We start from the raw sequence: 13,155 nt of genomic DNA, 5'->3' as shown, positions 1-13,155 counted from the left end.
GCTCAGCCCTGGCCCTGCAAGGCTTCGGCGCGGCCGATGAAGATGCGGCCGTTGTCGATCTTCACCGGGATCACCGGCACGCAGCCTTCGTCGTCGCCCAGCGCATGGCCATCGATCAGCGAGATGCGCCAGCTGTGCAGCGGGCAGGTGACGGTCGTGTCATGGACGATGCCCTCGCTCAGCGGTCCCTGCTTGTGCGGGCATTCGTTGATGAGGGCATAGACCTCGCCGTTGGCGGTGTGGAAGATCGCGATCTCCTTGCCGCCCTGCACCGGCAGCGTGCGCGCGCCGAGCGAGGGCAACTGATCGACCGGCCCGATATCGAGCCACTTGGCACTGTCCATTACTTGGTTCCCATGACGGCGAAGGGCCGGATTTCGGCGATGTGCTGGTGGATGTGCGCTTCGGCACCGGCGGCGCGCTCGGCCCAGGGATCCTTCTGGAGGAATTCCTGCGCATGGTAAAAGCGCCGGGCGAGTTCCTTGCGGCCCTCGCCGTCCTCGACCACGCGGGATTTTACATAGTCCAGCCCGACACGCTCCACCCAGGGAGCAGTGCGATCGAGATAGCGGGCTTCCTCGCGGTAGAGCTGGATGAAGGCGGCGCAGTATTCCATCGCCTCCGCCTCGCTCGTCACCTTGCACAGCAGGTCGGTGCCGCGCAGGTGGATGCCGCCATTGCCGCCGATGTGCAGTTCATAGCCCGAATCGACGCAGATCACGCCAAAGTCCTTGATCGTGGCTTCGGCGCAGTTGCGGGGACAACCGGAAACGGCAATCTTGAACTTGTGCGGCATCCAGCTGCCCCAGGTCATCTTTTCCAGCTTGATGCCAAGGCCGGTGGAATCCTGCGTGCCGAAGCGGCACCATTCGGACCCCACGCAGGTCTTCACCGTGCGCAGCGCCTTGCCATAGGCATGGCCCGAAACCATGCCGGCGGCGTTGAGGTCTGCCCAGATCGCGGGCAGATCCTGCTTCCTGATCCCGAACAGGTCGAGCCGCTGGCCGCCCGTGACCTTGACCATGCGCGCACCGTACTTGTCCGCCGCATCGGCGATGGCGCGCAGTTCGTTGGGGGTGGTCACGCCGCCCCACATGCGCGGGACGACTGAATAGGTGCCGTCCTTCTGGATGTTGGCGTGCATGCGTTCGTTGACGAAGCGGCTCTGCGGGTCTTCCTTGTGTTCGGCCGGCCACTGGCACAGCAGGTAGTAATTGAGCGCGGGGCGGCACGAGGAGCAGCCGTCGGGCGTCGACCAGGACATTTCCTGCATCACCTGCGGGATCGATTTCAGCTCCATGTCGCGGATGTGCTCACGTACTTCCTCGTGGGTGAAGCTGGTGCACTTGCACATCGGCTTGTTCTGGCGCTGGCCGGAGAACTCGTCACCCAGCGTCAGCGCCAGCAGGCTTTCGACAAGTCCGGTGCACTGCCCGCAACTGGCCGAAGCCTTGCAGGTCGAGCGCACCGCATCGAGATCATGCGCGCCGCCTTCGATGCAGGCCACGACCTTGCCCTTGGACACGCCGTTGCAGCCGCAGATTTCCGCATCTGCGGAAAGCGCCGCAACGGCATCAGTAGGGTTTGCCGAAGCGCCTCCACCCGATGCAAACGCCTGACCGAAGATCAGCGCGTCGCGGATATCGGAGATGTCCTCGCCCTTCTTCAAGAGGTCGAAATACCAGCTTCCATCCGCCGTATCGCCATAGAGCACGGCGCCGATTACCTTGTCGGCCTTCACGATCACGCGCTTGTAGACGCCGCGGGTGGCATCGCGCATCACGATGTCCTCGCAGCCTTCGCCGCCCGCGAAATCGCCGGCGGAGAACACGTCGATTCCCGAAACCTTGAGCTTGGTGGACGTGACCGAACCGCCATAGGGGTTTTCGGCCCCGACGAGGCCGTCGGCGAGGCTGCGGCACATCTCCCACAGGGGCGCGACCAGGCCATAGACCATACCGCCATGCTCCACGCATTCGCCCACCGAAAGCACATCCGGGTCGGACGTGATCATATGATCGTCGACCACGATGCCGCGATTGACCTCCAGCCCGGCCTCTCGCGCCAATGCGGTGGCGGGGCGGATGCCGACCGCCATGACGACGATGGAGGCCGGAATCTCCGTCTCGTCCTTCAACCGCACGCCCTCGACCTTGTTGTTGCCGAAAATTTCGGCGGTGTCGGCCTCGGTCAGGATGGTCTGTCCACGCCGTTCCAGTTCGGTCTTGAGCAGCCAGCCCGCCGCTTCGTCGAGCTGACGTTCCATCAGCGTCGGCATCAGGTGGATCACCGTCACCTTCATACCCTGGAGCGACAGGCCGTGCGCGGCTTCCAGCCCCAGCAGCCCGCCGCCGATCACCACCGCCGCGCCGCCGCCTTTGGCCGCGTCCAGCATCTTGTCGACATCGTCCAGATCGCGGAACGTCACGACGCCGGGCAGATCCTTGCCCGGAACCGGGATGATGAAGGGATCGGAGCCCGTGGCAATCAGCAGCTTGTCATAGCCGACGCTCAGGCCCGACTTGGCGGTAACTGTCCGCCCCGCGCGGTCGATGCTCACCACCGGATCGCCCGATACCAGTTCGATGCCGTTGTCGGCATACCAGGCGGCGTCGTTGATCACGATGTCGTCGAACGTCTTCTCGCCCGCCAGCACGGGGGAGAGCATGATGCGGTTGTAGTTCACGCGCGGTTCGGCGCCGAAGATAGTCACGCGGAACTTGTTCGCATCGCGCGCGAGCACTTCTTCCACGGCGCGGCATCCGGCCATGCCGTTGCCGATGACGACGAGATGGGGCTTTTGAGACATCAGATACGAACTCCCTGAATCGCCGCGCCCCAGGTGGTGCGCCAGCGCTTCTTGACCGAGGTGAGGCCGGCCAGCGCGATCAGCGCCAGCACGGCAAAGACGAGGAAACCGGTGGAGGCACTGCCGGTCCACTGCTTGGCAAGGCCGAGCGAGGAGGCGAGGTAGAACCCGCCCACGCCGCCGCCGAAGCCGACCAGCCCGGTCATCACGCCGATTTCATGGCGGAAACGCTGCGGCACTAGCTGGAACACCGCGCCATTGCCCACGCCCAGCGTTCCCATCACCGCGAAGAACAGCGGGAACATGACCACGAACGAAATTGGCGCCAGGCTGATCGCGGCAAGCAGCACGGCAGCCACCATGTAGACGATCGACAACGTGCGGATGCCGCCGATCCTGTCTGCCAGCGCGCCGCCGAAGGGGCGCACCAGCGATCCGGCGAACACGCAGGCGGCCGTGGCATAGCCGGCGTGGATCGGGGTCATGCCGAGTTCGCCGGTGAACCAGATCGGCAGCGAGCCGCTCAGCCCGACGAAGCCGCCGAAGGTCACGCCGTAGAACAGCATGAACCACCAGGCATCGCCTTCGCCCAGCATGCGGAAGTAGCTGGCGATATACTGGCTGGTAGTCTTCGCGGGGGGCTGGTGCGGGCTGTCCTTCACCAGCACCATGTAGGCGATGAACACGATGACCAGCGGGATCAGCGCGAAGCCCAGCACGTTGTTCCAGCCAAACGCCTTGGCCAGCAGCGGTGCGAACAGCGCGGCAAACACGGTGCCCGAATTGCCCATCCCCGCAATGCCCATCGCCTTGCCCTGATGTTCTGGCGGATACCAGCGCGAGGCCAGCGGCAGGGCGACCGCGAAGGCCGCGCCGGCAAAGCCCAGGATCACGCCCACGGCAATCAGCCCCTCAAGGCTGTCCACCCCGAAATGCCAGGCGACCCCAAGGCCGACGATCACGATCACCTGCCCGATCGCGCCCGTCACCTTCTGGCCGATCCGGTCGACCAGGAAGCCGTTGACAAGACGCAGCACCGCGCCCGCCAGCGTCGGCACGGCCACCATGAAGCCCTTTTCCGCCGGGGTAAGATCAAGATCCTTGGCAATGATCGGAGCGAGCGGCCCCAGCAGGTTCCAGACCATGAAGGCAATGTCGAAATACAGGAACGCCATGATCAGCGTTGGCCTGTGCCCCGATTGCCAGAAGGATTTTCCGCTCATGCGGCCCGCTTCCTTTCGAGATGAGAAATGGCTTGACGAAGAATGGTCCCGGTCGTCCCCTTCGCGTGTGCACGCATGAGGGGGCGCGAGGATTGAAACCGGAAGGACGATTGCTGGTGGCTGGTGGCCACGCTTCTGAAACCGGGGTCCGTGCCGACAACCAGGACTTCGCCGGCATCTATACCGCGACCGAACTGGAGCGGATGCGCCACGGGATGATCGCCGCCGTGGCCGATGGCGTAGGCGGCGGCATCGGCGGCGATCATCGGGGCGGCCGCATCGCCGCCGAACTGGCCGTGCGCGCATTGATCGAGGGACTTTACGATCAGCCCGACACCATCGGCGTGCCTGCCGCCGCGCACCGGGTCATGGCCCCCTACAACCGCTGGCTGACGGCGATGGGGCGAACCGATTCGATGGCCCATGCTGCCACCACTTTCACCGCCTTGGTTCTGAAAGGGCGCAGGGGCCATGTCCTGCATGCGGGCGACAGTCGGGCTTGGCATTTCCGCGACGGCAGACTCACCCTGCTGACGCAGGACCATACCCGGTCGCATCCCGACCAGCGCCACATCCTCTACCGCGCCATCGGGATCGAGGATCGCTTGCGGCTCGATCATCACGAAGTGGCGTTGGCCGAGCACGACCGGCTGCTGCTGACCAGCGACGGCGTGCACGGCAGCCTGTCCCACCGGCGACTGGAGAAGTTGCTTGGCGCGCGCAATTCCGCCGATGCCGATGCCGGTGCCATCGTGGCGGCGGCGCTGGGGGCGGGCAGCCAGGACAATGCCACCGCGATCGTGCTCGATGTTGTCAGCCTGCCCGCGATCGGGCATGACAGCGTGGCCGGCGACATCGACCGCCTGCCCATCCTCGATCCGCCGGGTGAGGGCGACAGCGTGGACGGCTTCCGGCTCGATCATCTGCTGTCCGATGGCCGCTACACCCGCCTGTTCCGCGCAACCGACACCGCCAACGGGCAGGTCGTCGCGATCAAGTTTCCCAAGCCCGCGCTGCTTTCCGAAACCGGCGCACGGCTGGCCTTCACCCGTGAGATCCTGGTGGGCAGCCGGGTGTCCAGCCCCTTCGTCGGCGATGTCATCGCCGTGGCGCAGGATCGGCAGACCCGGCTTTACGGAGTGCAGCCGTTTTACGAGGGCCAGACGCTGGAGGCGCGGCTTGCCAGCCCGATGAACCTTGCCGAAGGACTGGATATCGCCATCCGGCTGACCCGCGCTGTCGCCGCGCTGCACAAGCTCGACATCATTCACCGCGACATCAAGCCCGAGAACGTGATGCTCACCCATGATGGCGGGCTGAAACTGATCGACCTCGGCGTCGCCCGCCTGCCGCGCGTCGACGAGTTCGGAGCCAGCGAAATTCCCGGCACGCCGAGCTATCTCGCGCCCGAGATGTTCGCCGGCAACCTTGGTGACGAGGCGACCGACCTCTACGCGCTGGGCGTCACGCTGTGGCGCCTGTTCACCGGGCATTACCCCTATGGCGAGATCGAGGCTTTCAGTCGCCCGCGCTTCCGCAAGCTGGAAGCGCCGAGCAGCCTGCGCCCGGAATTGCCCGCATGGTTGGACGCCGCGCTGATGCGCGCGGTTTCCGTCGATCCCGAGGAGCGTTTCGGCGATGCCATCGGCCTGCTGCGAGCGCTCGAAGGCGGTGCGGCGGTCGAACGGGTGGACCTGCGCGCGGTTCCCCTGATCGAAAGGCATCCCGTTCGGTTTTGGCAGGGCGTTTCGCTCATCCTGCTGGTGGCGCTGATCGCAGCGCTCATCCACTGACGGGGCATTCGTTGACCAGCGCACACGCGCAAACGCAAGGGCAATCAAGCCCCTGCGTCCGTCCGCTTGCTTCGCTTTCAATGCCCGTTCCATCCCGCCCCAAAACGCAAAAAAGCCGCACGGCCCGCACTCCCGAGGAAGCCAGGCCGAGCGGCGCCATTGCCACTACAGTCAGAAAAGCAAATCCCATGCCACATCGCCGCGACACGGGATCGTTACAGTGTTCGAATCGCCAGAACGCCGTTGTTCCGGTGAAGTGCGTGCCTATTGTCGGTTATGCCGCAAGCATTCAACCAGAATTTTGCGTTGCACAATTAAGTGGCATTGGCAGGCATGCCTGCCTGATTTTCAGGCGCGATCCGCCAGCGTGTCACCAAGTTTCGCGGGATCGAAGCGGGCGCCGTCGAAAAAGCTGTCGGCGCCCAGGATCAGTCTGCCCTGGATTGTTCCCACACCCGTCGGGTCGGTAATCGCACCCTCCAGTTTTGCGCTGGCGCCGGGAAGATCCGCCCCGATTCCGCGCAAGGCCTTGCGATAGACGTCCGGTCGGAAGGTTCGCTGCACGGTGGCATAGTTTTCGGCGTCAAACTGCGCGTGTCCGGCAAGGCACATCTGCGCATAGAGCCAGGCGGCCTGGCTGGACCAAGGGAAATTGGCGGCTTCGCGGTGCTGGAACATGAAATCGGGAACGTGGTGAGGCTCATGCCCCCGTGCGAAGAGGATGCGGTCGGAAACGGCGCGGCGGACAGGCTCCTCGGGCGCATCGACATAGGCCGGGCCGGAAAGAATGCGGACGATCTCGTCCTGGTGGGCAGGATCGACGAAGGCGATCCCGGCACGGTATAACGCGCGCAGTAGCCGCTCCGTTCGTTCCGGATTGTCCTCCATCGCGCGGGTTGGCATGGCAAGCACCTTCTCCACGCCGCGCCGCCAGATCTGCGCGGTGACGACCGAAATGGCTCCGACACCGCGATCCACCGCAACGCTGTTCCACGGCTCGCCCACGCATATCCCGTCGACTTCGCCGCTTGCCAGCGCATCTGCGGCGAACGGCGGGGAAACCGTGACAATTTCGACATCCTCGTTCGGATCGAGGCCACTACCACGCAGCCAGTAGCGGAGCATGTAACTGTGGCTGGAAAACCGGTGGACCACGCCGAACCGCAGCTTCCTGCCACCTGCCTTCGCAGCCAGCGCCGCGATGGCAAGGCGCCTGCCGATGGCAATGGCATCTCCGGGTTCGCCCGGAGTCATGACCTTTGCGGCGAGATCGGGATTGAGGGTGACAGCATTGCCGTTCAACCCGAGCACGAACGGCACCGACAAGGCGTGAGCCGGCCGGCCCAGACCCAGCGAGGTGGCGATGGCGAGCGGCGCAATCATGTGCGCGGCGTCGTTGTGGCCATAGACGAGGCGATCGAGGACAGTCGCCCAGCTCAGATCCCGCACGAGGACGAGATCAAGCCCTTCTTCTTCGGCAAAACCAAATTCTCGTGCCAGGATCGGCACGGCCGCGTCCACCAGCGGCAGGAAGCCAATCCTCACGACGTCTAGCGCCACAAGCAACCTCATCAATATTATTGGCCGAAATCGGCAGCCTTCATTCTGGACAGCTTATAGCATTTTGTCATGTCGAAGTTGGTTGTGCCGACTCTGCGGGGTTGCAATTAGGTGTATGGTTCATCTGGATAGCGGCCGAGTGCAACCCATAGGCATGGCCTTGGCTTTCTCGTTCGGTTGGCCTATGCGGTCTGTCGGGTGTTGAGCTTTTCGACATCCATCGATCGCGCCGGTGCCCCGAAAGGGGCTTAATCGGGAATGCGGTGCGGGAGTTCGCTTCCCAAATCCGCGGCTGTCCCTGCAACTGTAAGCGGATAGCGCGATGCACATCGTTCCGTCGATGAACGGGGCAGCCACTGGGCCGGACGCTAAGTCCTGCGAGGCCTGGGAAGGCGTGCATCAAGCTGTGACCCGCGAGCCAGGAGACCTGCCGGCGTCTGGTCGCTCTTGCCCTGGCCCAGGGGATGGCCGCGGCACGGTGAATTCCGTCTGAGCGACGAACGAGCGGCTGGGGCCGCATCGGCAGACGCGCGTCGGCCGCCCATGGCGTCCGGTCGTCGCGCGTGCCGACCGTTCGCGAACGGCAAGCCCCGGCCACGTCGCAAGACGCCGGGGGACACTTTGTGATCAAGACTATCCTTTCCAGCAGCGCGCTCGCCGCGCTGATCCTTTGCGCAACACCGGCGTTTGCCGAAGAAGCGCCAAACGAAACGGAGGTAGGCGCGGATGCCGATTTGGCCAGTGCCGACATCGTCGTTTTCGGACGTGGCGAGGCGAAAATCGGCACCGCGCAGGCAGCGAGCGAGGGCAGCGTGGGCGGCTCCGACCTGCTGGTCCGTCCGCTGCTCCGCGTGGCTGAACTTTTGGAGGCGGTTCCGGGCATGGTGGCGGCCCAACATTCTGGAAGCGGCAAGGCGAACCAGTATTTCCTGCGCGGCTTCAACCTCGACCACGGATCGGACTTCACCACCTACATCGACGGCGTACAAATGAATTTCCGCACACATGGCCACGGTCATGGCTATCTCGATCTGAATGGCCTCATCCCTGAAATCGTAGCGCGGGAGGACTTCCGCAAAGGCCCGTATCGCGCCGACGGCGGAGATTTCGCGCTGGCCGGGGCGGCCTACATGATCACCATCGATGGCTATGAACGACCGTGGGCGTCACTTGAGGGCGGCTCCTATGGCTGGCGCCGGATCGCCGCAGGGGGAACCCTTCGCAACATCGGCACGGGTGACCTGACCCTTGTCGGGCAGGCGAAGATCTACGACGGGCCATGGCAGCAGCCGGAACGGATGCGCCATTTCTCGGGCTTTGCGAAATACGGCACGCAAGTCGGCGCGGGTACGCTGGAGGGTACGCTCCATGCCTACCGGGCAACCTGGCGTCCGACCGAACAGATCCCCGAACGGATCATCGGCACGCCGCTGTGCCCGGACGTGTTCTGTTCCCCCGATCCTTCCGCACGGGGGCAGACGACGCGCCTGATCGGCAATCTGGCGGTCGAGCAGCCCGATTGGCGGGCCAACGCCTATGCCCAGTTTTACGACTGGTCGATGTTCTCCAACCCGACCTACGCCGATGCCGACGGAACCAGCGCACAGATCGAACAGTTCGACCGACGCTGGGTGCTTGGCCTTACGGCGCAGCGGCGGTGGGAACTCACGCCCGCCCTGACTCTCACCATCGGCACCGAGAACCGGTTTGACGCGATCGGCAACGTCGGCGTCAATCGCACCGCCGATCGCGCGTTCCTGGCATCGCTGGGGCATTATCACGCCAAGGAGCTGTCGCTGGCCCTCTATGGCGAGGCGACCTGGATGCCGATCGACGGGCTGCGCCTGACCGGCGGCCTGCGCGGGGATCATTACCGCTATTCGGTTCGCGCGCGCGATGCGGCGGCCGCTTCACTGGGCGAAGGCAGCGGTTCCGCGTCGCTTCTTTCGCCCAAGGCGTCGGTCGCCTGGCGCATCACGCCGCATCTGGAGGTCTACGGCAACTGGGGCAGGGGCTTCCACTCCAACGACGTTCGCGGCGCGGTGAACACGGCCGCGCCCGTGCCGGTGCTGGTGCGAGGCATTGGCAAGGAACTGGGCGCGCGGCTGCAATTCCCCGGCGTGAGCCTGACCGCGACATACTGGTGGCTGGATGTCGGCAGCGAACTGCGTTTCGTGGGCGATTCCAACGCCGTTGAGCCTTCTGGCGCCAGCCGCCGTCACGGTTACGAAATCGTCGCGTTCTGGCGGCCAGTCTCGTGGCTCGCGCTCGATGGCAACTACACCGCCAGCCATGCCCGCTATGACAATGGCGATCATATCCCCAACGCATTCCAAAACGCCGCGTCGGCCGGTGTTTCGCTGGTGCTCTCTCCGTGGGAGGCCAGCATTCGGGTGCGCCACCTGGGTCCATCACCCCTGGTCGAGGACGATAGCATCCGCGATTCCGGCAGCACGGTCGTCAACGCCCGTGCTGCGTGGAAGGGCAAGCGGGTCGAGCTTTTCGGCGAGGTTCTCAATGTCCTGGGCAGCCAGGACAAGGACATCGCCTATTATTACGAGTCCTACATCCCCGCCTATGACACAGGCGGCCCGGTGGAAGGCCGGCTCAGCCGCGTGGTCGAGCCGCGCACCGTAAGACTGGGCGCAAAGCTTACTTTCTGACCGCCACGCCAGCCAATCCGCGCGGCGGTGCATTCCGCCGTGCGGCGTTCCCCCCAAACCCCGGACCGATCATGACCTCACCTCCCGCACCTTCATCCATGGCGCTGCGCCAACGGATCGGCGTTCTGTTCACAGGATTGATCGCCGCGAACATCGCCGCCTGGCTCTGGGCCTATAGCCTGTTTCACGCGCAGCCCCTGATGCTCGGCACCGCCTTGCTCGCCTGGGGGCTGGGCCTGCGCCATGCCGTCGATGCCGATCACATCGCGGCGATCGACAATGTGACCCGCAAGCTGATGCAGGACGGCCAGCGTCCGGTGACAACCGGCTTCTGGTTCGCGGTCGGTCATTCGGGGATCATCGCCATCGCCTCGGTCGGCATCGCGCTTACGACAAGTGCCCTGGCGCGGTTCGGCGCCTTCAAGGAAGTGGGCGGTGTGGTTGCGACGATAGTTTCCGCGCTGTTCCTCTTCACCATCGCGGGCATGAACCTGGTCATCCTGCGTGTCGTCTGGCGAACCTTCGCCCATGTCCGCAAGGGCGGAGAATATGCCGAGGACGATCTCGACCTGCTGCTCGGAGGGCGCGGCCTGCTCTCCCGCCTGTTCAGGCCCATGTTTCGCCTGGTGAACCGGAGCTGGCATATGGCGCCGCTCGGCTTTCTGTTCGGGCTGGGGTTCGATACCGCGACCGAGGTGGCCATTCTGGGAATGTCGGCCAGCCAGGCCGCCAATGGTCTGTCGATCGCAACGATCCTCGTCCTGCCCGCGCTGTTCGCCGCCGGCATGGCGTTGATCGACACACTGGACGGGGTGGTCATGCTCGGTGCCTACGAATGGGCCTTCGTGAAGCCGATCCGCAAACTTTACTACAACATCACCATCACGCTGATTTCGGCGATAGTGGCCATCGTCATCGGTGGTATCGAAACGCTGGCGCTGATTGGTGACAAGCTGGGCCTGACCGGCACGCCGTGGCGTATCGCGGCGGAACTGGGCGAGAACTTCAACGGGCTCGGCTTTGCCATCATCGGCCTCTTCGTGCTTTGCTGGCTTGCCAGTTTCGCGATCTACCGCTGGAAGCGCTTCGACGAAATCGAGGTCTCGGTCGTTGCCTGACCGGTCCCGCATCAATCGGTGCGTCCTGCTCGAGTTCACGAACGAGGCCTGTGTCGTTTTGATCAATCTCGAGGTCCGCATGCCACTCGGGTTGCGCGTCCACCACGGGGAGCGCGACGCCGCGATCAGGTTGCTGATGGGGCGTTCGACTGGCAGCTTCTCCAGGACCAGTCGAAGCTGCGTTTTTGATCGAGCATCGAGGCAAGACGCTCAGAATCTCGTCGAAGCCTTACGAGAACGGCTTTTCCGGATAGCGCGCAAGCCTGTCAGTCAACGACAGGTCGAGGACATTCTCGGCATCACGTCCCGCGAGCGGATACGGTGGGGCAAGGATGGCCGCTTGCCGCTGTCGGGGACGTCCAGGATCAGGAAGGGTACAACCGGGATATCGCTTTGGACCTATCCTGGTGATGCGATAGAGCAGATCGCAGCCAACCCCGCCGTGATCCGGCGGTGGCGCGACGAGGATGAAGCGACAACAGCAATTGGCTTGGCCGCCATTATCGTCTAGGGGCAGGGCCGAAGGGTTGGGCTTGCCCGTTCTTCGATGATCGCGCCGGTGCCCCGCAAGGGGCTTAATCGGGAATGCGGTGCGGAAGCTTTTCTTCCAAATCCGCGGCTGTCCCTGCAACTGTAAGCGGATAGCGCGATGCACATGCTCCTGCATGCAGGAGCAGCCACTGGACGGCGCAAAGGCGCAAATCCGGGAAGGCGTGCATCAAGCTGTGACCCGCGAGCCAGGAGACCTGCCGGCGCACCGGTCGCTCTTGCCTGATCCAGGGGATGGTCATGGCACGGTAACTCTCCGTCTGGGCGACGAAGCTGTGTGGCTGGGGCTGCACGGCCGCGTGGTTACGGGTGCCTTGCTGCGCCCGCCCGTCGCCCGCGTGCCGGCCGGACATGTCCGGCAAGCCCCGCCTGTTCTCGCTCCGGCGCACGGGGAAGTTGACATGTCCGACCTGTCCAAGGTTCCGGTCACCATTGTTACCGGTTTTCTGGGCGCGGGGAAAACCACGCTTATCAGCCACCTGATCCGCAATGCCGGCGGGCGCCGCCTGGCGGTGGTGGTCAACGAATTCGGGACGCTGGGCGTGGATGGCGACATTCTCCAGTCCTGCGCCATTCCTGATTGCCCGGCGGAAAACATCGTGGAACTGGCGAATGGCTGCATCTGCTGCACCGTGGCCGACGATTTCATTCCCACGGTGGAAAAGCTGCTCGCGCTCGATCCGCGCCCGGACCACATCCTGATCGAGACATCCGGGCTGGCGCTGCCCAAGCCGCTGCTGAAGGCGTTCGACTGGCCCGCGATCCGCAGCAGGATCACGGTCGATGGCGTGCTGGCGCTGGCCGATGCCGAAGCCGTGGCGGCGGGCCGGTTCACGCCCGATGTGGCCGCGCTTGACGCGCAGCGCGCGGTCGACCCCAGCATCGATCATGAAACGCCGCTGTCGGAAGTGTTCGAGGATCAACTGGCCTGCGCCGATATGGTCCTGCTGACCAAGGTCGATCTGGCAGGAGCCGAAGGTGTCGCCGCCGCGCGCGCGGTGATCGCGGCGGAATCTCCCCGCCAGGTGCCGGTGATCGAACTGACCGAAGGCGTCATCGACCCGCGCGTGATCCTGGGGCTCGGCTCCGCCGCCGAAGACGACATCGCCGCGCGCCCTTCGCACCATGACGGAGAGGACGATCACGAGCACGAGGATTTCGACAGCGCCCTGATCGAACTGGGCGAGATCGCCGATCCGGCGGCACTGGCTTCGCGGATCGAGGCGCTGGCCCGCGATCATTCGATCCTGCGCGTGAAAGGCTATGCCGCCGTCGCGGGAAAACCGATGCGGCTGCTGGTGCAGGCCGTGGGCGCGCGGGTGCGTCACCAGTATGACCGGCCGTGGCGACCCGACGAAGCGCGGCGGACCATGCTGGTCGCCATTGCCGAGCATGACCATGTCGATGCCGAGGCGATCCGCGCGGTTCTGCTGGGCTGAG

At 64.6% G+C, this 13,155-nt stretch carries 9 protein-coding genes and 2 riboswitches; of the genes, 5 read left to right on the top strand and 4 right to left on the bottom strand.

The features are described 5' to 3' along the window. Nucleotides 1–2: 2 nt before the first annotated feature. Genes nirD through EQG66_RS00535 form a run of 3 tightly spaced genes read right to left on the bottom strand, consistent with a single transcriptional unit; the run spans nucleotide 3 to nucleotide 4,032 of the window. Entirely contained in the window at nucleotides 3–344 is a 342-nt protein-coding gene (gene nirD / locus EQG66_RS00545; protein ID WP_129402605.1) for a nitrite reductase small subunit NirD, read from the bottom strand. Further along, nucleotides 344–2,809 carry a nitrite reductase large subunit NirB gene (gene nirB / locus EQG66_RS00540; protein ID WP_129402604.1) on the bottom strand — a complete coding sequence of 822 codons (2,466 nt, stop codon included), beginning with the start codon at nucleotides 2,807–2,809 and terminating at the stop codon, nucleotides 344–346. Before nirB ends, nirD begins: the two co-directional genes overlap by 1 nt. Further along, nucleotides 2,809–4,032 (bottom strand): nitrate/nitrite transporter, encoded by a 1,224-nt coding sequence (locus EQG66_RS00535; RefSeq protein ID WP_129402603.1) that lies wholly within the window; start codon nucleotides 4,030–4,032, stop codon nucleotides 2,809–2,811. Before EQG66_RS00535 ends, nirB begins: the two co-directional genes overlap by 1 nt. Before the next feature lie 92 nt (nucleotides 4,033–4,124). Between EQG66_RS00535 and EQG66_RS00530 the strand changes: the two genes are divergently transcribed. Next, nucleotides 4,125–5,825 carry a bifunctional protein-serine/threonine kinase/phosphatase gene (locus EQG66_RS00530; RefSeq protein WP_129402602.1) on the top strand — a complete coding sequence of 567 codons (1,701 nt, stop codon included), beginning with the start codon at nucleotides 4,125–4,127 and terminating at the stop codon, nucleotides 5,823–5,825. Between the two features lie 348 nt (nucleotides 5,826–6,173). Here the strand turns inward: EQG66_RS00530 and EQG66_RS00525 are convergent, their stop codons facing one another. Next, nucleotides 6,174–7,385, bottom strand: a complete 1,212-nt coding sequence (locus EQG66_RS00525) for an ABC transporter substrate-binding protein (protein ID WP_245987749.1) — start codon at nucleotides 7,383–7,385, stop codon at nucleotides 6,174–6,176. A 213-nt stretch (nucleotides 7,386–7,598) separates the two neighbouring features. Then, a riboswitch (cobalamin riboswitch) is annotated at nucleotides 7,599–7,834 on the top strand. 174 nt (nucleotides 7,835–8,008) lie between these two features. Between EQG66_RS00525 and EQG66_RS00520 the strand changes: the two genes are divergently transcribed. The 4 genes from EQG66_RS00520 (at nucleotide 8,009) to cobW (ending at nucleotide 13,154) form a co-directional block, all read left to right on the top strand. Beyond that, entirely contained in the window at nucleotides 8,009–10,048 is a 2,040-nt protein-coding gene (locus EQG66_RS00520) for a TonB-dependent receptor (RefSeq protein WP_129402600.1), read from the top strand. 98 nt (nucleotides 10,049–10,146) lie between these two features. After that, nucleotides 10,147–11,166, top strand: coding sequence for a HoxN/HupN/NixA family nickel/cobalt transporter (locus tag EQG66_RS00515; protein ID WP_181951763.1), 1,020 nt, complete (start codon nucleotides 10,147–10,149; stop codon nucleotides 11,164–11,166). A 79-nt stretch (nucleotides 11,167–11,245) separates the two neighbouring features. Continuing rightward, nucleotides 11,246–11,677, top strand: a complete 432-nt coding sequence (locus EQG66_RS00510; RefSeq protein ID WP_129402598.1) for a hypothetical protein — start codon at nucleotides 11,246–11,248, stop codon at nucleotides 11,675–11,677. Between the two features lie 29 nt (nucleotides 11,678–11,706). After that, a riboswitch (cobalamin riboswitch) is annotated at nucleotides 11,707–11,934 on the top strand. Between the two features lie 182 nt (nucleotides 11,935–12,116). Then, on the top strand, nucleotides 12,117–13,154 hold the full coding sequence (gene cobW, locus EQG66_RS00505) for a cobalamin biosynthesis protein CobW (RefSeq protein WP_129402917.1): 1,038 nt from the start codon (nucleotides 12,117–12,119) through the stop codon (nucleotides 13,152–13,154). Nucleotide 13,155 lies beyond the last annotated feature (1 nt).

Origin of the sequence: Sphingobium fluviale, from assembly GCF_004122115.1 — a bacterium.
GTDB lineage: Bacteria > Pseudomonadota > Alphaproteobacteria > Sphingomonadales > Sphingomonadaceae > Sphingobium > Sphingobium fluviale.
Note: the sequence above shows the minus strand (reverse complement) of the source record. Positions and strands in the feature narration are given on the sequence as shown.